This window comes from Methylobacterium sp. 13MFTsu3.1M2 (genome assembly GCF_900112625.1).
In the GTDB taxonomy this organism is placed as follows: Bacteria; Pseudomonadota; Alphaproteobacteria; order Rhizobiales; family Beijerinckiaceae; genus Methylobacterium.
Genome location: NZ_FOMM01000006.1, coordinates 114216 through 133350, shown reverse-complemented (window position 1 = coordinate 133350; position 19135 = coordinate 114216). Strand labels below are relative to the sequence as shown.

Annotated in this window: 17 protein-coding genes; 12 read left to right on the top strand and 5 right to left on the bottom strand. The window is 69.0% G+C overall.

All coding sequences use genetic code 11. The annotated features are described in order from the left end of the window. Nucleotides 1-78: 78 nt before the first annotated feature. The 4 genes from gsiB to BM314_RS06450 are packed head-to-tail and all read right to left on the bottom strand — an operon-like array spanning nt 79 to nt 5492. Complete coding sequence (gsiB, locus tag BM314_RS06465; protein ID WP_244539859.1) at nt 79-1626, bottom strand: glutathione ABC transporter substrate-binding protein GsiB; 1548 nt, start codon at nt 1624-1626, stop codon at nt 79-81. Between the two features lie 31 nt (nt 1627-1657). Then, entirely contained in the window at nt 1658-3571 is a 1914-nt protein-coding gene (locus BM314_RS06460) for a dipeptide ABC transporter ATP-binding protein (RefSeq protein WP_091977491.1), read from the bottom strand. A gap of 8 nt (nt 3572-3579) precedes the next feature. After that, nucleotides 3580-4557, bottom strand: coding sequence for an isoaspartyl peptidase/L-asparaginase family protein (locus BM314_RS06455; RefSeq protein ID WP_020096123.1), 978 nt, complete (start codon nt 4555-4557; stop codon nt 3580-3582). Continuing rightward, nucleotides 4554-5492: a MurR/RpiR family transcriptional regulator gene (locus BM314_RS06450; RefSeq protein WP_026605401.1), complete on the bottom strand. Its 939-nt coding sequence runs from the start codon at nt 5490-5492 to the stop codon at nt 4554-4556. Before BM314_RS06450 ends, BM314_RS06455 begins: the two co-directional genes overlap by 4 nt. Between BM314_RS06450 and BM314_RS30505 the strand changes: the two genes are divergently transcribed. The 8 genes from BM314_RS30505 to BM314_RS06420 all read left to right on the top strand — a co-directional run bounded on the left by BM314_RS30505 (nt 5388) and on the right by BM314_RS06420 (nt 13209). Beyond that, nucleotides 5388-5603, top strand: a complete 216-nt coding sequence (locus BM314_RS30505; RefSeq protein ID WP_170868042.1) for a hypothetical protein — start codon at nt 5388-5390, stop codon at nt 5601-5603. The genes BM314_RS06450 and BM314_RS30505 overlap by 105 nt on opposite strands. A 305-nt stretch (nt 5604-5908) precedes the next feature. Beyond that, nucleotides 5909-6376, top strand: a complete 468-nt coding sequence (locus BM314_RS31355; RefSeq protein ID WP_348272730.1) for a hypothetical protein — start codon at nt 5909-5911, stop codon at nt 6374-6376. Between the two features lie 275 nt (nt 6377-6651). Next, on the top strand, nt 6652-7296 hold the full coding sequence (locus BM314_RS06445) for an acrylate utilization transcriptional regulator AcuR (protein ID WP_026605400.1): 645 nt from the start codon (nt 6652-6654) through the stop codon (nt 7294-7296). 21 nt (nt 7297-7317) lie between these two features. After that, on the top strand, nt 7318-8301 hold the full coding sequence (locus BM314_RS06440) for an acrylyl-CoA reductase (NADPH) (protein ID WP_056530844.1): 984 nt from the start codon (nt 7318-7320) through the stop codon (nt 8299-8301). Nucleotides 8302-8453: 152 nt separating this feature from the next. Then, nucleotides 8454-9674, top strand: a complete 1221-nt coding sequence (locus BM314_RS06435; protein WP_020096119.1) for an ABC transporter substrate-binding protein — start codon at nt 8454-8456, stop codon at nt 9672-9674. 12 nt (nt 9675-9686) lie between these two features. After that, nucleotides 9687-10922, top strand: coding sequence for an MFS transporter (locus BM314_RS06430; protein WP_103985789.1), 1236 nt, complete (start codon nt 9687-9689; stop codon nt 10920-10922). A 20-nt stretch (nt 10923-10942) separates the two neighbouring features. Next, a complete protein-coding gene (locus BM314_RS06425; protein ID WP_020096117.1) occupies nt 10943-11764 on the top strand; it encodes an enoyl-CoA hydratase-related protein in 822 nt (273 codons plus the stop codon). After that, nucleotides 11761-13209, top strand: coding sequence for a class I adenylate-forming enzyme family protein (locus BM314_RS06420; protein WP_244539857.1), 1449 nt, complete (start codon nt 11761-11763; stop codon nt 13207-13209). Before BM314_RS06425 ends, BM314_RS06420 begins: the two co-directional genes overlap by 4 nt. Before the next feature lie 232 nt (nt 13210-13441). Here BM314_RS06420 and BM314_RS06415 read toward each other — a convergent pair whose 3' ends face one another. Continuing rightward, on the bottom strand, nt 13442-14335 hold the full coding sequence (locus tag BM314_RS06415; RefSeq protein WP_170868050.1) for a LysR family transcriptional regulator: 894 nt from the start codon (nt 14333-14335) through the stop codon (nt 13442-13444). A 336-nt stretch (nt 14336-14671) separates the two neighbouring features. Here BM314_RS06415 and BM314_RS06410 point away from each other — a divergent pair, with 336 nt between their 5' ends. The 4 genes from BM314_RS06410 (at nt 14672) to BM314_RS06395 (ending at nt 19125) form a co-directional block, all read left to right on the top strand. After that, nucleotides 14672-15175 (top strand): flavin reductase family protein, encoded by a 504-nt coding sequence (locus BM314_RS06410; RefSeq protein ID WP_170868049.1) that lies wholly within the window; start codon nt 14672-14674, stop codon nt 15173-15175. 152 nt (nt 15176-15327) lie between these two features. Beyond that, entirely contained in the window at nt 15328-16716 is a 1389-nt protein-coding gene (locus BM314_RS06405) for an MFS transporter (protein WP_091977484.1), read from the top strand. A 41-nt stretch (nt 16717-16757) separates the two neighbouring features. Continuing rightward, entirely contained in the window at nt 16758-17912 is a 1155-nt protein-coding gene (locus BM314_RS06400) for an LLM class flavin-dependent oxidoreductase (RefSeq protein WP_091977623.1), read from the top strand. A gap of 19 nt (nt 17913-17931) precedes the next feature. Continuing rightward, nucleotides 17932-19125, top strand: a complete 1194-nt coding sequence (locus BM314_RS06395; RefSeq protein WP_210187338.1) for a YbfB/YjiJ family MFS transporter — start codon at nt 17932-17934, stop codon at nt 19123-19125. Nucleotides 19126-19135: the final 10 nt, after the last annotated feature.

The following is a 19135-nucleotide window of genomic DNA, read 5'->3' as shown; positions in this document are numbered from 1 at the left end:
CGTGAAGCGATCGCGCGGGACGTCCGCGCCGGGCCGGCCATCGTCCGGGCCGCCCGGCGCGGGGTCCGCTGGCGGCGGCTAGGGAGCGACGGCGATCTCGCCGGAATCGATGTTGCCGTCGGGCATGACGTAGACGCCGGAGAGCCGCGCGGAGGTCGCGTAGAGGTTCTGCTCGGTGACGAGCGGCGCCCAGGGGGCGTCCTTCATCACGATCTCCTGCGCCTTGGCGTAGAGCTCGGCGCGCTCCGCGTCGTTCGTCGAGACCAGCGCCTTGGCGAGGAGGGCGTCGAACTCGGCGTTGCTGTAGTAGGCGGTGTTGTTGAGCTTGGGCGGCCACGCCTCCGTCGCGAGCAGCGGCCGCAGGCCCCAGTCTGCCTCACCGGTCGAGGACGACCAGCCGGCATAGTAGAGGCGGACGCGGGCGGTCTTCGGATCGGGGGCGGTCTGCACCCACTCGGTGCGCTGGCCGGGCTCCAGGGCAAGGGTCTGCACCTTGATGCCGACCTGGCCGAGCTGCTGCTGGAGGAACTGGATCGCCTTCTGGGCGGTGGTGGTGGTGTAGGCGCTCCAGAGGGTCGCCTCGAAGCCGTTGGCGTAGCCGGCCTCCTTGAGGAGCTGGCGCGCCTTGGCCGGGTCGTAGGGCCAGGGATCCATCTTGTGGGCGTAGCGCACGCCCTGCGGGACGATGCCCTGCGCCGGGAAGGCGTAGCCCGAGAAGGCGACCTTGGCCAACGCCTCCTTGTTGATCGCGTAGTTGATCGCCTGGCGGACGCGCAGGTCGTCGAACGGCTTCTGCAGCACGTTCATGCTGAGATACCGCTCGATGATCGAGGCGTGGACCTCGATCTTCAGCTTCTTGCTGGCTTCGAGCATCTTGGCCTGCTCGTAAGGCAGCGGGAAGGCGAAGTCGGCCTCGCCGGTCTGCAGCATGGCGGCGCGGGTGCCGTTCTCGGGCACCGGCTTCCACGTGATGGTGTCGACCTTCGGGAGGCCGGTCTGCCAGTAATCGGCGAACTTCGCGCCCTTGACGTAGTCAGTCTGCTTCCAGTCGACGAAGGTGAACGGCCCGGTGCCGACCGGGTGGAAGGCGATGTCCTTCCCGTATTTCTTCAGGGCCGTGGGCGAGATGATCGCCGCCGAGGCGTGGGCCAGCGAGTTGATGAACGGCCCGAAGGGCTCCTTCAGGGTGATGCGCAGGCTCGTGGGCGAGAGCACCTCGATCGTCTTGATGCGGTTGAACTGGTTGTACCGCGCGAGGTGGTTCTCCGGGTTGAGGACGCGGTCGAGGTTGGCCTTCACCGCAGCGGCGTCGAACGTCGTGCCGTCGTGGAATTTGACGCCCTCGCGCAGCTTGAACGTGTAGACGAGGCCGTCGGGCGAGGTCTCGTAGCTCTCGGCCAGGACGTTGCGGACCTTGAGATCCTTGTCGAAGCCGAAGAGGCCCTCGTAGAACGACTTGGTGACGGCGGTCGTGAGCGTCGTGTTGGTGTTGTACGGGTCGAGGGTCTCGGGCTGGCCGCTGATCGCCAGGATCGGGTCGCCCGCGGCGGCGGCGGGCGCGGCCGCCACGGCGAGCAGGCCGGCGGCGAGGAGGAAGCGCTCGAACATGGTCAGACCTCGGGGCATGGGACGATCCTGCTGGCGGGGATAGGCGGTGTCAGGCGGCAAGGCCGCCGACCGTGTGGCGGGCGACGAGGTGGCCGGGGCCGATCTCGACGAGGGGCGCGACCTGCGGCTCGTCGCCAAGCGCCCGGACCGGGCTCGGGATCTCGTCGGTCAGGAGCCGGCGGGCGCGCAGGTGCCGGCGGGCCGGGTCGGCGACCGGAACCGCCGCCATCAGCTTGCGGGTGTAGGGGTGCTGCGGGTTCTCGAAGATCGCCCGGCGCGGGCCGATCTCGACGATCTGGCCGAGATACATCACCGCGACGCGGTGGCTGATCCGCTCGACCACCGCCATGTCGTGGCTGATGAAAAGGTAGGCGAGGCCGAACTCCCGCTGGAGGTCGAGCATCAGGTTCACGATCTGCGCCTGGATCGACACGTCGAGGGCCGACACCGCCTCGTCCGCGACGATGACCTTCGGGTTCAGGGCGAGGGCCCGGGCGATGGCGATGCGCTGCCGTTGGCCGCCCGAGAACTCGTGCGGGTAGCGCTGGGCCTGGTCGGGGGTCAGCCCGACGCGCTCGAGCAGCCACGCCACCCGCGCCTCGGCCTCCCGGCGCGTCGCGATCCCGTGGACCAGCAGCGGCTCCATGATCGAGAAGCCGACGGTCAGGCGGGGATCGAGGGAGGCGTAGGGGTCCTGGAAGATGAACTGGATGTTGCGCCGCAGGCCGCGCAACTGCCCGGGGGGCAGGTCGCGGATGTTGCCGCCGTCGAACTCGATCAGGCCGCTCTGGCTCTCCACGAGGCGCAGGAGCGAGCGGCCGGTCGTCGACTTGCCGCAGCCGGATTCGCCGACGAGGGCCAGGGTCTCGCCGGGATGGAGATCGAAGCTGACGCGCTCCACCGCGTGGACGCGGCGGCGCACGCGGTTGAGCAGGCCGCCGCGGATGTCGAACCGGGTGACGAGGTCGCGCACCCGCAGGATCGGCCCGGCGCCGGTGCGCACGGTGTCGTGGGATTCGTCGACCGGGGCGGACGCACCCTGCCCCGCCGGGTGTTCCCGGGCCTCGGCCCGCAGCAGGTCGAACTTCCGCGGCAGGTCGCTGCCCGCCATGGCGCCGAGACGGGGAACGGCGGCGAGCAGCGCCCGGGTGTAGGCGTGGCGCGGCGCGGTGAAGAGCGCGGGCGCCGCCCCCTCCTCCACCTTGTCGCCGCGGTACATGACCAGCACGCGGTCGGCGATCTCGGCCACGACGCCCATGTCGTGAGTGATGAAGACGACGCCCATCTTCATCTCGGCCTGGAGGCTGCGGATCAGTTCGAGGATCTGCGCCTGGATCGTGACGTCGAGGGCCGTGGTCGGCTCATCGGCGATGAGCAACTGCGGCTTGCAGGACAGGGCCATGGCGATCATCACGCGCTGGCGCATGCCGCCGGAGAGCTGGTGCGGGTAGCGCGTGAGGACGTTGCGCGCCTCGGGGATGCGCACGAGGTCGAGCATCCGCAGGGCCTCGGCCCGGGAGGCTGAGGCGCTCTTCCCCTGGTGGACGCGGATCGATTCCGCGATCTGGTCCCCGGCGGTGAAGACCGGGTTCAGGGAGGTCATCGGCTCCTGGAAGATCATCGCGATCTCGGCGCCACGGATCGCCCGCATCTTGGCGTTCGGGGCGGCGGCGAGATCGAGCACCTCGCCCGAGCCGCGCCGGAACAGCATCTGCCCGGCCGCGATCCGGCCGCCGCCGTGCTCGACGAGGCGCATCAGGCTGAGCGAGGTCACGGACTTGCCGGACCCGGACTCGCCGACGATCGCCAGGGTCTCGCCGGCGTCGACGTGGAACGCGAGGTCGCGGACCGCCTCCACGACCCGCTCGGAGTTCGCAAAGCGGACGGTAAGGCCGGTGACGGAGACGACCCGTCCGTCGGGCAGAGCGGCAGGAGAGGCGGTCCCGGCTGCGATGGTCGGCATGGCGGATCTCAGCGCGCTGGTGCGGGGACGCGGCGGGTCTCGCCGAAGATCGCGGTGGCCGGCGCCTCGCCGGAGCGGACGAGGCCGCGATACATGCCCTCGGTGTTGAACGGCATTGCGACCCGGCCGCGCGCATCGACGGCGATCAGCCCGCCGCGGCCGCCGACAGTCGGCAGGTGCTCCTCGACAACCGCCCGGGCTGCCACCTCGAGGTCCTGGCCCCCGTAGGCCATGCGCGCGCAGACATCGTGCGCCGCCGCGACGCGGATGAAGGCCTCCCCCGTGCCGGTGCAGGAGACCGCGGCGGTCCTGTCGTCCGCGTAGGTGCCCGCGCCGATCAGCGGCGAGTCGCCGATCCGGCCGGGACGCTTGTTGGTCATGCCGCCGGTCGAGGTCAGGGCGGCGAGGTGGCCGTCCCGGTCGAGGGCGACGGCGCCCACCGTGCCGAACTTGCGGGTCTCGTCGAGGGGCCCCGACGCCGTGTCGTGGTCGAGGGCGACTTGCCCGGCGGCCAACGCCCGGCGAAGCTGGTCGCGGCGGGCCTCTGTCGAGAAAAAATCGGGCTCGACCATCTCAAGGCCGTGCCGGCGCGCGAAGGTCTCGGCGCCGGCACCAGCCATAAGGACGTGCTCGCCGGCCTCCATCAGCGCGCGGGCGGCGCGGCCAGGCCGGCGCACCCGCGAGACGCCCGCGACAGCGCCGGCCCGCAGGGTGGCGCCGTCCATGATCGCGGCGTCGAGTTCGTGGGTCTCGGCGCTGGTGAAGACGGCGCCGTGGCCGGCATTGAAGAGCGGGCACTCCTCCAGGAGGTCGACGGCGACACTCACGGCGTCGAGGGCGCTCCCGCCGTCGGCGAGGCAGGCCGCTCCGGCCGCCAGGATTCCGGCGAGGGCCGCGTGGTAGCGCGCCTCGCCGGGATCGGCCTGGCCCGACGCGATCGTCCCGGCACCGCCGTGGATCACGAGTACGGGGCGGTGGTCGCTCATGGAACGGCTCCCGGAGGCGGGGTGTCGGGCAGGTCGTCGGCTCCGCCCTGCGGCGGCCAGGCGGCGTAGTCGCGGTCGAGCCAGGGCAGCACCGCTTCCGTCACGCGCGTCGCGGCCGGGACGAGATCCTCGGTGGCGTGGGCGAAGGCGCTCGCCAGGGCCTCCACGAGGGCCGTCAGGCTGGCATCCGAGGCGGCGAAGTAGTGGCAGTCGGTCTGCGCGTAGAGCGCGACCGTAGCGGTGGCGACGAGGGGTGAGTGCGGTCCGTCAGTCAGCGCCAGGACCGCGGCGCCGTGCTTCCGTGCGATCTCGGCCAGCCGCACCGTGTCGGCGAAGTACCGCGGGGTTGCGAGCGCGATGACGAGGTCGTCGGTCGTCAGCCGGCGCAGGCTCCGGGCGGCGAAGCCGGGCCCCTCCAGTGTCGCCAGCAGATGGACGTCCTCGCGGTTGACGTCGAGGTTGCGCGCCAGGATGCCGGCCGGCCAGCTGCTGCTGCCCAGGCCCACGACGTAGACCCGTCGGGCCCGGCGGATCGCCTCGACGGCCTGCGCACAGGTCTGGCCGTCGAGCCCACGCCGCGTCGCCTCGATGTTGCGGACGATGTCGGCCAAGGCTCCGTCGAGGATGCCGGACGCGGTCGCGGGCTGATCTCGGCTGCCGCGCAGCTTCTCGACCGGTGCGAGCGCCTTCTCATAGCCGAGGACGAGGGCCGCGCGGAACTTTGCGTAGCCCTCGTAGCCCACGGCGCGGGCAAACCGATTAGCGGTGGCGACGGAGACGCCAACCAAGTCTGCAAGCTCATTCACGGGCAGAGTCGCGGCGCGCAACGGATGATCAAGGACGAAGCGGGCGACCTCTCGGTGAGCGGAGCTGAGCGCCGGAAACGCGTGCGCGATCCGTTGCGCGACAGAAAGTTCCTTGGGTTCCAACGCCACGACGCTCGAGCCGATCAAAAATTCTCACTGCCGGACAGTCTGAGAATTTTTTCGATCACCCGCAAGCGCTTCGACGCTTATTTTCGCGGCACCAGTTGCACAAATCGCTGAACTTCCCAGACAAATTGGGTGACCTCGCTCCTAGTCAGATGCGCCTCCCCGTTCACGGCAACTGCGTTGGCCGATGGCTGCAGTTGCGCTCCTGCTGTGGGGGGCTCACTGCAGGTGCAATGGCGACCGGTGAGCCGATCTATGCTGATGTCTGCTTCGGAGATGCCGGCTGACGCCACCGAATGGCCGTGACGGGCGCGAAATCGTCGATCAACTTCCTAGCTCAAGGCCAAGGTCCGGCAGCAGCGCGTCCCAACCCAGGTGACAGAACGGCGCTTTGACGCACGGCTGCGCATGTCGAGCGCGTGTCTCACCGGTCGCCATTGCACCCAACCCCACTCGACCCACGCCCGGACCTCGGACAGGGCCGCCGCCGCTCCCACGGCACCCCCGCCGCCGCCGAGCCTCGCTTGCCGTGCAGCCGGTGCCGCTCCCCCGCTTATGCCCATTCTGCGGCACTGCCGGTGCCGCGTGGTGGCGGCTGTTCATCCATCAACCCATCCCGGGAACTCCGTCTCGGCCGCGGCGACCCGCGCTTCACTGCCGATCGCACCGCCTTCGTCGTCATCCGTGGCACCGCCCCAACCGGCGCCCGTGCCATCTTCTGCATCGAAACGAAGAACAGTGGAGCCGGCCACGACCCCGCGCTGCCGCCTCATCCGCGGCACCAAGAAATCGGACGCACGACGACCGGCCTATTCATCGCCCCCGAGGGTCCCGTGCTGACCGGCCCGGCCTGCCGGCAGCTCGGCCTCGCCAGCGCAAGGATTTGAAAGTAGAGCGCCCTCGCCTCTTCGATTCCACGCACAAACGGCCTCATCCACGACCGGCGAGCTCTAGCTAAGCTCGGCCCCGACAACCGCCCCTTGCGCACCGGTGCGTTCGCCCTGCGGCATCGGGAGACGGCACCGACCCTTCGCCACTGGATCAGAAAGACAGGATCTCGGCGCGTCGCAGCTCGTCCTCCTGAGAGCTGCGCGCGGAACGCGGTCTGACAGGATCGCCCAGGCTCGTTGCATTTAATAATCAACCGGTCTATTTCTAATTCATGCAGTCCGATTCGGTCTCGGTTGTCACCGCGCGCAAGAGGGGTCGGCCACCTAGGCCTGAGCCGGCCTACGGCACGTCGCGGGCGGCCTTGATCCGGGTGGGCGTTGCGCTGCTATCGGAGAAGGGCTACTCGGCAACCGGCCTCGAAGAGGTCCTGCGCACCGCGGGTGTGCCGAAAGGTTCGTTCTATCACTATTTCGCGAGCAAGGACGTCTTCGGCGCCGAACTGATCGAGGCGTACGCAGCCTACTTCGCGCGCAAGCTCGACCGCTGGTTGCTCGATGAGAGTACGACCCCGATCGAGCGCATCAGGAACTTCGTCGCCGACGCGAAGGCCGGCATGGCACGCTACGAGTTCCGTCGCGGCTGTGTCGTCGGCAATCTCGGGCAGGAGATGAGCGCCCTGCCCGAGCTTTTTCGGGACCGTCTGCATGGCGTCCTCCTCGACTGGCAGGCGCGGACGGAGCGCTGTCTCCGGGACGCCCAGGCAGCCGGCCAGATCGCCGCGGATGCCGATTGCGCTGCGCTGGCGGCGTTTTTCTGGATCGGCTGGGAAGGCGCGGTCCTGCGCGCCAAGCTCGAGCGCAGCCCCGAGCCTCTCGACCTCTTCGCCACCCTATTCCTGACCTGTCTTACGCGCTGAGCGCCCCATGGAGTGCCCCGAATGTTCAAGGCAATCCTGATCGAGAAGGATGAGGCGGGCTACCGCGCCGGCCTACGTGAGATCGACGAGGCGCAGCTCCCCGAGGGCGACGTCACCGTGGATGTCGCCTACTCGACGTTGAACTACAAGGACGGGCTCGCGATCACCGGGAAAGGCCCGGTCGTGCGCAAATTTCCGATGGTGCCGGGCATCGACATCGCCGGCACCGTCCGCGAATCCCGGCATCACGACTACAAGGCCGGCGACCGCGTCGTCCTCAACGGCTGGGGCGTCGGCGAGACCCATTGGGGTGGGCTGGCGCAGGTCGCACGGCTCAAGGGCGACTGGCTGGTGCCATTGCCGGAGGCGCTCACGCCACGGCAGGCGATGGCGATCGGCACTGCCGGTTACACGGCGATGCTGTGCGTGATCGCCCTCGAGCGCCACGGCGTCACCCCCGACAAGGGCGAGGTCGTCGTCACCGGCGCGGCCGGTGGCGTCGGCAGCACGGCGGTCGCTCTCCTGTCGCGCCTCGGCTACACGGTCGTGGCGGTGAGCGGCCGTCCCGAGGAGGCCGATTACCTGCGCCGCCTCGGCGCAGCGGAGGTGCTGGATCGGGCGACATTCTCGGATCCGGGCAGGCCGCTCGCCCGGGAGCGCTGGGCCGGGGCCGTCGATGTGGTCGGTAGCCACACGCTGGCGAACGTCTGCGCCGCCATGAAGTACCGGGGCGTCGTAACGGCTTGCGGTCTGGCTCAGGGGATGGACCTGCCTGCGAGCGTGGCCCCCTTCATCCTGCGCGGCGTCAGCCTGCTCGGGATCGACAGCGTGATGTGCCCGCGGCCTGAGCGGATCGAGGCCTGGAACAGGCTGGTCCACGACCTCGATCCGGTCAAGCTCGAGGCGATCACGGAGGAGATCGGCCTGACAGAGGCTGTGGCCACCGCGGAACGCCTGATGTCGGGCCGGGTGCGCGGCCGCGTCGTCGTTGACGTGCATCGCTAGGCGTTCTCGCCGCCTCTCGCCGCCGTTCAACTGCGGAACAGACGGAAATCATACAGGGAAGACTTGGGTGTGATGGCTTAATACTGATCGCGGCACTGCCGCCGGACTGACAAAAACAAACACAGTCCGTTCATACCGATGGAGGAAAGACCATGAAGGGTGTATTCGCGCTGGCGATCCTGTTTGGCGGCCTGTCCGCCGTGCAGGCCGACCCGCTGCCGACCTTCCGTATCGGCGTGCTGAATGATCAGTCCGGGCTCTACGCCGACATCGCGGGGCCGGGCTCCGTCGAGGCCGCGCGCATGGCCGTCGAGGACTTCAAGCCGGACGTGAGAGGCTTCCGCGTCGAGGTTCTCTCGGCCGACCATCAGAACAAGCCCGATATCGGCGCGGCCATCGTGCGACGCTGGTTCGACGTCGACCAGGTCGACGCGATCGTCGACGTACCGACCTCTTCGGTCGCCCTGGCCGTGTCGAACATCGCGAGCGAGAAGGACAAGGCATTCCTGATCGCGAGCGCCGGGTCCTCGGATCTGACCGGGAAGAACTGCACCCGGACCAACGTCCATTGGACCTACGACACCTGGGCTCTCGGCAACAGCACGGCGCGCGCCGTGATCAAGCAGGGCGGAAAGTCCTGGTACTTCCTCACGACGGATTACGCGTTCGGTCACGCTCTGGAGCGCGACGCCACCGAGGCCGTGACGAAGGCGGGCGGCAAGTCCCTCGGACACGTCCTGGCTCCGTTCCAGAGCACCGACTTCTCCTCCTACCTGCTCCAGGCCCAGGGCAGCGGTGCGCAGGTGGTCGCGCTCGCCAATTCCGGCGGCGACACGATCAACGCCATCAAGCAGGCCTCGGAGTTCGGCCTCACCGACGGCGGCCAGAAGCTCGTCGCGCTCCTCGCCTTCATCTCGGACATCCACTCAGTCGGCCTGAAGGTCGCCCACGGCCTGACTCTGACCGAGGCGTTCTACTGGGACCTCAATGACGGCACCCGGACCTGGGCGAAGCGGTTCGCGGCACGCAACGGTGGCCGTTACCCGACGATGAACCAGGCCGGCACCTACGCGGCGATGCTCCACTGGATGAAGGCGATCGCCGCCCTCGACAAGGACAAGGCGCATCGCGGCACCGACATCGTCGCGCAGATGAAGGCGATGCCGACAAACGATCCGCTGTTCGGCCACGGCTCGATCCGCGCGGACGGGCGCACCATCCACGACCTCTACCTGTTCCAGGTCAAGGACCCGTCCGAGTCGAAGGGGCCGTACGACTACTACAAGCTCGTCGACACCATCCCCGGCGACCAGGCGTTCCGGCCCATGGCCGACGGCGGCTGCCCCCTCGTAGCCCATACGGCCGCGAAGTGAGGCAGCCTAGCCATGGCACGTCCTGACGCGGCCGACAGCGCGACCATCAGCGCAAAGCGGATGGCGATCGGGCTGCTGCTCCTGAGCGAGGTGGCGGCTATGGCGACGTGGTTCGCCACCACCGCCTCGATCGGCGCGATCCGCACGCAGTGGACGCTGAGCCCGTTCCAGGAGGCCCTGCTCACCAACAGCGTGCAGGCCGGGTTCGTCGCCGGCACCCTGGTCAGCGCGCTGCTGGGGCTGGCCGACCGGTTCGACCTGCGCCGGCTGTTCTGCGGCTGCGCCGTCGCGGCCGGTCTCGCCAACCTCCTGATGCTGGCCTTCGCGCCGACCTCGCCGATGGTGCCGCTGCTGCGCTTCGTGACGGGGGCCTGCATGGCCGGCGTCTACCCGGTCGGCATGAAGATCGCCGCGACCTGGGCGGTGGGTGACCTGGGGCTGCTGATCGGCCTTCTGGTGGGCGCGCTCACCCTCGGCTCGGCGCTGCCCCACCTCGTCGCGGCCCTCGGCCAGCTCGACTGGCATCTGCCGGTGCTCGGTGCGGCGTTGGGCGCCCTCCTCTCGGCGGCCCTGATCCGCTTCGTGCAACTCGGGCCGATCCGGTCAGAGGCCCCGCCCCTGCGCTTGGAGAACGCCCTGGAGGCGTGGCGCAATCGCGGCGTGCGCTTGGCCAATCTCGGCTATCTCGGCCACATGTGGGAGCTCTACGCGATGTGGGCCTGGATCGGTGCCTTCATGGCGGCGAGCTTCCGTGAGCGTTACGGCAACGCGCCGCCGTTCCCGCCGGAACTGGCCGCCTTCGCGGTGGTGGCGGCCGGGGCGTTCGGCGCGATGCTGGGCGGCTGGGCGGCCGATCGACTCGGGCGCACTCTGGTCACCGGCGCCTCGATGCTGGCCAGCGGCTGCTGTGCCATCGCGGTGGGTTTCCTGTTCGGCGGCCCTGCCTGGGCGGTGCTGGCGGTGGGCGTGCTCTGGGGCGTCGCGGTGATCGCCGATTCGGCGCAGTTCTCGGCGGCGGTGAGCGAGCTGAGCGACCGCAGGCTGATCGGCACGATGCTCACCGTGCAGACCTGCCTCGGCTTTCTCCTGACGCTCGTCAGTATCCAGCTCATCGCCTTCGCCGGGACATTCCTCGGCTGGCGCTTCGCCTTCGCGCTGCTGGCCGTGGGGCCGTTCCTGGGTCTCGCTTCGATGCTGCGGCTGCGGCGCCTACCCGAGGCCAAGCGGCTGGCGGGAGGACGCAAGTGACAGCGAGGAGAAAGCCACCCGTGGCCTTCAAGACGATCACCTACGAGACGCTCGCGCCGGTGGCACGCATCACCCTGAACCGCCCGGAGCGCACCAACGCGATCAGCGCGACCATGCTCGACGAACTCGCGCAGGCGATGGACGCGGCCGAGGCCGACGATGCGGTGCGCGCCGTGATCGTGCGCGGGGCCGGCACGGCCTTCTCGTCGGGCTTCGATCTCAAGGATCAGATGGCGCTGCGCCCTGAAGGCGTGAGCCAGTGGCGCCCGATCCTGCGCAAGGATTTCGATGTGCCGATGCGCTTCTGGCACTGCCCGAAGCCGACCATCGCGGCGGTGCGTGGTCCCTGCCTCGCGGGCGCCTGCGAGTTGGCGTTGGCCTGCGACGTGACCGTGGCGGCCGAGGATGCCTTCTTCGGCGAGCCGGAGCTGAAGTTCGGGGCCGGTATCGTGGTGATGATCCTGCCCTGGATCGTCGGCCCGAAGATCGCCAAGGAGATCATCCTCACGGGCGAGGACCGCATTCCGGCGCGGCGCGCCTACGAGATCGGAATGGTCAACCGAGTCGTGCCGATTGCCGAGCTCGACGCGAGCGCGCTGCGCCTTGCCCGGCACATCGCGGCGATCGACCCGAACCTCGTCAAGGAGACGAAACGGGCCCTCAACCGGTCGATCGAGGCGCGCGGCATGCTGGAGGCCCTGGAGACGGCCCTCGACATCGACCTGCTGATCGAGGGCGAAGGCTCGCCGGACAAGCGGGCCTTCATGGACATCGCCCGGTCGCAAGGCCTCAAGGCGGCACTGGCCTGGCGCGACAGCCGCTTCCCGGGAGCCGGATCGTGACCGGGGCGCTGGCGGAACTCCTGGGCGCTGGGCTCGGCCGCCCAGGCAGCCGGGTGGACGAGAGTTCCGGCCCCGGGATGACGGGGCGCGACCTCGGTGCACACGCGGATCTGGTCGCCGGTCGGCTGCGTGCGGCAGGCATGCGCCCGCACGAGCCGGTGCACCTCACCATCGGCAACCGGGCGCTCGATCTCGGGACGCTGCTCGGCCTCTGGCGGGCGGGCGCGGTCGCGGTGCCCGTTCACCGAGCCGCTGCACCGCTCACCCGCGCGGCGGTCGAGCGGGCGACGCGTGCCCGCTTCCGGGCCGACGGGCTCAGCTTGGAGAAGATCGCGGAGGATGCGCCGCCGGTGCGGCCGCTCCTGGACGGGGCCGCCCTCGTGGTCTTCACCTCGGGCAGCACCGGCGTGCCGAAGGGCGTGGTTCTCGGACACGATGCCCTGGCGCGCAAGCTCGCGATCCTCGACCGGCTGCTGGGCTTTCGCCCGGACGACGTCGTCGCGGTGCCGCTCCAGCTGACCTTCATCTTCGGGATCTGGGCGAGCCTCCTGGCGATCCGCTCTGAGGCGAGACTCGTCCTCGTCCCGAAGTTCACGCCCGCGACGCTCGAGGGCCTGCTCGCCGCGGAGGGGACGGTGTTGGCCGCTGTGCCGACCATGCTGCGAGCCCTGCTGGCCGACGGTGTCCCGCCGGCCCCCCGTCTGCGGGCGGTGCTGACCGGCGGCGAGGCGCTCAGCCCGTCGCTGACGCAAGCAGTCCGCGGCGGATGGCCGAAGGCCGAGCTCGTCGACCTCTATGGCTCGACCGAGACTGGCTCCTGCGACTTTTGTCACCGGCCGCGGGACGTCTCGGAGGCTGGGTCGATCGGCATGCCAACCGAGGGCGTGTCGTTCCGCATCGTCCGGGACGACGGCGCGCTCGCCGCTCTGGGCGAGACCGGCGAGCTGCGGATCCGAACTGCCTGCGGCATGCTCGGCTATCTCGACGGTGCCGAGCTCAAGCGTTCCGCGCTGGAGGCGGATCACTTTCGGACAGGGGATCTCGCGCGCCTGCGCCAGGACGGTCAGGTCGAGCTCGTCGGGCGCTCGAAGGAGATCATCGCGCGGGGCGGCAACAAGATCGCGCCCCTGGAGATCGAGAACGCCCTGTGCGCGCATCCGGACATCGCAGCGGCCCTGTGCGCCGGCGTGCCCGACCCGCGTCTCGGCGAAGCGATCCACGCGGTCGTCGTGTTGAAGCCGAACCTCGCGCTATCGGCGGACGAACTCAGGCGCTGGGCGTCGGCCCATCTCGAACGTTATAAGGTGCCGGACGTGATCGTCTTCAGCGACACGCTGCCGTCGGGCGCGACCGGCAAGGCGAGCCGGGCGATGGTCAGTACGCTCACGCTGATCCACGCGGAGGCGACGTCGGCCGACCATCAGGGCCCGCCCGTAGACTGCTAGGCTGGGCGCGGGGCCGTCCGCACGACGGTCTTGTCCGCGCTCTCAGGCCGCGGTGAGCCGATTCGCGCGAGCGCCCTCCCGGCTCGAGAGCCGACCCGCCCAATCCTGAGCAGCACGGATTCACCGGCAGTGGAGCGCAATCCGTCGGAGCGGATCAGGGACCGTCGCAAAAATGCGTGGTGCAATAACGACCCAGAGCCGCTGGCCTGATGCAATCGGGTCAAAGCCGGCTCTAGTCCGGGTCATCCGCGAAGGTACTCGACGCCGCGGCGAGTTCAGCGAGTAGGCTCGAAATGGATGTCGTAGCGTCCTCTGCGTAGACGGAGAAGAATTGCACCAGCGGTCCTTCCGGGCAGGTCTTCAGGACCCGCAGGGCACCTGACGCGATCTCCGCTCGATAGCATTGGACCGGGAGAAGGCTCACGCCCACGCTGGCCTGCGTCAGGGAGGCCACGGCACCCATGCTGTTGCAGAGATCAACGACGCGCGGCGCATCGCCCCGCTTGCTGAGCCAGTGCTCGACGGTTCGATGATGGAAGCTGTTCTTGCCGAGCGACAGAATGCGGATCGCTTGGAAGTCCGAGGGCTCGATGGTCCGGTCTGGAAGGTCGAGGGCGCAGCCGGCCATCCAGGCAAACCGCACCCGTCCGAGCGAGCGCGTGGCAAGGTGCGGGTCGAAGCGCGTGCCCGGCATCAGCGCCATGTCGATCTCGCCGTTCGCCAGGAGAGTCTGGAGGTCGGCCGTAAGGGCGACCTGCAGTTCCAAGGTCAGGCGCGGATAGGATCGATGGATGAGATCCACGAAATGCGGGAGCCACGTCACCGCGACCATTTCGGCCACGCCGAGCCGGACGAGGCCGGACAGGGCGTCGCCGCTGCCGATCCGTGTTCGGATCTCGCCGCAGGCCGTGATGGCGCGTTCAGCGTAGACCTGAAGTTCCCGACCCTTGGCGGTCAGCCGAACCCGGCGTTGCGAGCGATCGAAGAGCAAGACCCCCAGGTCCTGCTCCAGTTCCTGGATGCGTGCCGAGATGGTCGAAGGCGTTGCGTTCAGCCGGTCCGCGGCGGCCGTGAAGCTCCCGCATCGCGCGATCTCGAGGAAGGTCTCGAGCTGTTTGATGTTCACGACCGAGGAGCCCTGATGACCGTGTGATTGCGTAGGGAACTCGAGGTGGAGGCCGCCAATCCGGAGGGGCACGGGACAAACCGGATTAGGCTTATGACCCGACTTCAGTCCTGCAGGATATCGATCAAGCGTCAACGCTGACTCAACGGTTCGAAGTTTTCGAACGTCCGCCTGCGGAAGAATTCGCTTTTCTCGTATCATGCCGGCGCTATCGTGCGGTTTCCAGACATGACCGCCGGTCAAGGAACACCATGCACCACCCGCCCGGTTCGCTGCACGGACCACGGGACCGGCCGAATGCTGCGCACGTCGCGGCCGCAGGAAGGATGCGTTGTGATGATCCCATCCCAGAGCATATCGGCAGACCAGTTCAAATCGGTGATGCGACGGTTTGCAGCCTCAGTGAACGTCATTACCTCCGTCGATGGGACGGTGATGAACGGCATGACCGCCACGGCCGTCTGCAGCGTCTCGGCCGATCCGCCGAGCCTGCTCGTCATCGTCAATAGGTCGAACCGCTCGCATCCGGTGATCAGCCGATCCGGCACCTTCGCGGTCAACGTGCTGTCGAGCGACCAGGAGGATCTGGCGGGGCACTTCGCTGCCAAGAAATCGGATCCATTCGCCGCCATCGACTATCGGATCGGTCAGACCGGTTGTCCGTTGATCTGCGACGCCGACGCCACGCTCGAATGCGCCGTAGAGCAAGAGACGGATTTCGGTACGCACACGATCTTCGTTGGGCGGATCGTGACTTGCGAGGTCTCAAGCAAGTCCCCGCTCTTATACCACGCGGGTCGCTTCTGCCGGCTGGAGGACATGGCCCTGCAGTACGCTTGATGGCAACCCGACCCGCTCCCAACGCAGTCGGTCCGCAGCGCCAGCGGAAGCCCGCCTGAGAGGAGCTTGTACCCGAAAAGCGCGCATTCGGAAGATCTGTATCAAGAAGAAAAGAGCGCAATCGCTCGACTTGCCAAATAAGGGTGGAAACGATGGCTTCTGCAGCAGACAGCCGGCCCGGCTTGGATCCTGGGCAGGCGAAGCACGCGCGTCGTGCCGTGATCGCCGCCACGATCGGCACGATGATCGAATGGTACGATTTTTACCTCTACGGTCTCGTTGCCGCGCTCGTCTTTGGAAAACTTTACTTCCCGTCGCATGATCCGTTTGCCGCGACGCTTCTCTCTTTCTCGACCTTCTTCCTCGGCTTTGTGGCGCGCCCTTTCGGGGCGGCGATCTTCGGGCACTTCGGCGACCGGATCGGCCGGAAGGCGACCTTGGTGGTCACGCTGATGCTGATGGGGGTGAGCACCGTCCTCATCGGTCTCATCCCGACCTACGAGTCGATCGGAATCTGGGGCGCGGTCGCCCTGACCACCCTGCGGATCCTGCAGGGCGTCGGCGTCGGCGGCGAGTGGGGCGGGGCGATCGCGGTCGCGACCGAGTGGGGGCAGTTCAACAAGCGGCGCGGCTTGGCCGGGAGTTGGCCGCAGTTCGGCTCGCCGCTGGGCATGCTGCTGGCCGTCCTCGTCCTCAACATCGTCACCCATGCCGGCCCGCCCGAGTGGTTCGAGACGATCGGCTGGCGCATCCCCTTCTTGCTGAGCGCCGTCCTGATCGCCGTCGGCCTCTACATCCGCCTGGGCGTGCTGGAGACGCCCGTCTTTGAGGAGATGAAGGCCAAGAAGCAGGTCGCCAAGGCGCCGGTCCTCGACGCCGTGCGGCTGTACTGGAAGGACATCCTGCTCACCTGTTTGATCCGCACCGGGCAGCAGGCGCCGTTCGTACTCTTCACCACCTACCTGCTCTCCTACGGCACCAGCGTGCTGAAGCTCGACCGGTCGTTCCTGTTCAACTGCGTGCTGGCGGCCGCCGCCACGTCGCTGATCACGACGCCGCTGTTCGGCTACCTGTCGGACGTCATCGGCCGGAAGCGGATGTACCTGATCGGCGCCTTTACGATGCTGGTCTTCGCCTTCCCCTATTACTGGCTGATCAACAGCGCGATCCCGGCTGTGATCGCCCTGACGGTGGTCGTCTCCCTCGTCGTCCACGACATGCAGTACGGGCCACAGGCCGCGTTCATCGCCGAGAGTTTCCCGCCGAGCGTGCGCTACAGCGGCGCCTCGATCGGCTACCAGCTCGCATCCCTGACCTCGGGCGGGCCGGCGCCGATCATCGCGACGTGGCTGATGCACACCTACGGCACCTCCACGGCGATCAGCTGCTACCTCGCGATTATCGCGGCAATCAGCCTGATCTCGGCGGCGCTGCTCAAGGACCGCTCGAAGGAGGACTACATCTCGGTCGCGCCGCGCGCGCCCGATCCGGGTGCGGGCCCGCCCCTCGTCGCGTCCCGTGCGAAGCCTACGCTCTCCTGACGTCCGCCCGACCACCCACCCGAACCGTGAAGGTGACGAGCATGCTCACCCAGAATCCCCTCACGCCGCACGCCAACGACGCGCCGGCCTCGCCGCTGGAGCGCCTCGCGCCGAACAAGCTCATCCTCGGCCTGTTCCTGCCGATGCAGGAGGGCGCCTGGAGCCCGTCGCGGGCCCCGCGCTCGACCTCGTGGACCTTCGACTACCTCGCCCAGTGTACGCGGCAGGCCGAGGATCTCGGCTTCGACCTCGCCTTCGGCCTCGCCCAGTGGATGAGCAAGGGCGGCTACGGCGGCGAGATGCGCTTCCGCGAGCACGAGCTCGACCCGATCATCGTCAACACCGCGCTCGCGGCGATGACGAAGCGGATCGTCCTCATCAACACGGTGCACATCCTGTACGCCTGGCACCCCCTGCACCTCGCCAAGTTCGGGGCTGCCCTCGACCACATCAGCGGCGGCCGCTGGGGCGTGAACGTCGTCACGGGTTACAAGCCGAGCGAGTACCGCATGTTCGGCCTCGACATGATCGAGCACGACCTGCGCTACGACATGGCCGACGAGTTCACGACGCTCCTCGAACGCCTCTGGGCCGAGGACGAGAACCTGACCTTCGAGGGGCGCTGGTGGAAGACCGAGAAGGCCTTCCTGGCGCCGCGCCCGGGGACGCGCCGGCCCTTCCTGGTCAACGCGGCCTCGTCTGGCGCCGGGCTGGCCTACGCGGCCAAGCACTCGGACCTGATCTTCATCACGAGCCCCGGCGGCGCCGATCCCGCCAAGGCCTACGAGACCCTGCCGCCGGTCAACGCCCGGATCAAGGACCTCGCCGCCTCCTATGGCCGGAAGGTCAAGACGATCATCAACCCCCACGTGATCTGCCGCCCGACCGAGAGGGAGGCGCAGGAGGCCTACCGCCGCATCCTTGAGCACGAGGACCCGGTCGCGGCCGACAACTTTGTGCAGACCTTCGCGGGCGGGGACACCAAATCGTGGCGCGGTCACAGCCGCGCCCAGTGGGTGATCGGCGGGAACGTACACCTCGTCGGCACGCCCGAGCAGATCGTCGAGGGCTTCTTGAAGCTGCAGGCCGCCGGCTGCGACGGCGTCCAGGTCAACTTCTTCGACTACTTGCCGGACCTCGCGTATTTCGGCGAGACCGTCATCCCGATGATGAAGCAGGCGGGTCTGCGGGCGTGAACTGCAGCGACCGGTCCCGGTGAGCGGTTCCCCCGCGCCCGTCTCGGTCGCGGGGGGAGCGGGGGGGCGGCTGCCGCTCCCGGCCCTCGCCGCCGGCTTCCTCGCCCTCGCCGTTGCGATCGGCATCGGCCGCTTTGTCTACACGCCGATCCTGCCCGTCATGGCCGAGGGGCTCGGCCTCAGCCGGGCTCAGACCGGCCTGATCGGCTCCGCCAACTTTGCGGGCTACCTCGCCGGCGCCCTGGCCTCGGCGCACCCGCTCCTGCTCCGGGGCCGCAAGTTCTGGCTCGCCGGCGCCCTGGCGACCTGCGTCGCCACGCTCGTCGCCATGGGCGGATGCTCGACGCTCGCCGCGTTCGTTACCCTGCGCTTCGTCGGCGGTGCGGCGAGCGCCCTCGGCTTCGTCCTCGCCACGACCCTGGTGATGGACCGGCTGGCGCGGACCGGGCGCTCCGACCTGGCCTCGCTCCACTACGCGGGCGTCGGAAGCGGGATCGCGCTGTCGGCGGCGGTGGTGTCCGTCGCACATGAATCGGGGTGCGCGTGGCGCGCCCTCTGGGTGATCAGCGGGGTGCTGGCCCTGGCGCTGGCCGGACCGATCCTCTGGCTGCTCCGGGGGCCCCAGCTGGCCGCGTCCCGGTCGCCTCCGGCGACCGCGGTCGCCCCGTCGATCGCCCGGCTGGTGATCGCCTACGGCCTGTTCGGCTTCGGCTACGTGATCACCGCCACCTTCCTGGTCGCGATCGTGCGGACGCTGCCGCAGCTCGCGGCGGCCGAAGCCTATGTCTGGCTCTGCGTCGGTCTCGCGGCGGCGCCCTCCGTCGCGGCCTGGGGCTGGGTCGAGCGGCGCCTGGGCTTCCGAACCAGCTTCGCCCTCGCGTGCCTCGTCGAGGCGTCGGGGGTGATGGTGAGCGTCCTGACGGCCCAGGTGTCCGGCATCCTCTACGCGGCCTTCGCCCTCGGCGGGACGTTCGTCGCCCTGACGTCGCTCGGCATCGACGGCGCGCGGCGTCTGCATGCCGGGGATCGTCAGCGCATCGTCGCGGTGATGATGGCGGCGTTCGGCACCGGGCAGGTCATCGGGCCCGTTGCGGCGGGCGTGCTGGCCGACGCGACCGGAGGCTTTACCGCCCCGTCCCTCGCGGCCGCGGCGGCGCTCCTGGTCGCCGCGGCCCTGGTCCTGTCGCTGCCCAGCGCGGGTGCGCCGGACTGACGGGCAGCGC

Bases quoted from the DNA above. Each gene is read 5' to 3' on its own strand.
- BM314_RS06445 (WP_026605400.1), top strand. From the start codon at position 6,652: ATGCAGTCCGATTCGGTCTCGGTTGTCACCGCGCGCAAGAGGGGTCGG.
- BM314_RS06400 (WP_091977623.1), top strand. From the start codon at position 16,758: ATGCTCACCCAGAATCCCCTCACGCCGCACGCCAACGACGCGCCGGCC.
- BM314_RS06435 (WP_020096119.1), top strand. From the start codon at position 8,454: ATGAAGGGTGTATTCGCGCTGGCGATCCTGTTTGGCGGCCTGTCCGCC.
- BM314_RS30505 (WP_170868042.1), top strand. From the start codon at position 5,388: ATGATCAAGGACGAAGCGGGCGACCTCTCGGTGAGCGGAGCTGAGCGC.
- BM314_RS06460 (WP_091977491.1), bottom strand. From the start codon at position 3,571: ATGCCGACCATCGCAGCCGGGACCGCCTCTCCTGCCGCTCTGCCCGAC.
- BM314_RS06455 (WP_020096123.1), bottom strand. From the start codon at position 4,557: ATGAGCGACCACCGCCCCGTACTCGTGATCCACGGCGGTGCCGGGACG.
- BM314_RS06405 (WP_091977484.1), top strand. From the start codon at position 15,328: ATGGCTTCTGCAGCAGACAGCCGGCCCGGCTTGGATCCTGGGCAGGCG.
- BM314_RS06430 (WP_103985789.1), top strand. From the start codon at position 9,687: ATGGCACGTCCTGACGCGGCCGACAGCGCGACCATCAGCGCAAAGCGG.
- BM314_RS06440 (WP_056530844.1), top strand. From the start codon at position 7,318: ATGTTCAAGGCAATCCTGATCGAGAAGGATGAGGCGGGCTACCGCGCC.
- gsiB (WP_244539859.1), bottom strand. From the start codon at position 1,626: ATGCCCCGAGGTCTGACCATGTTCGAGCGCTTCCTCCTCGCCGCCGGC.
- BM314_RS06410 (WP_170868049.1), top strand. From the start codon at position 14,672: ATGATCCCATCCCAGAGCATATCGGCAGACCAGTTCAAATCGGTGATG.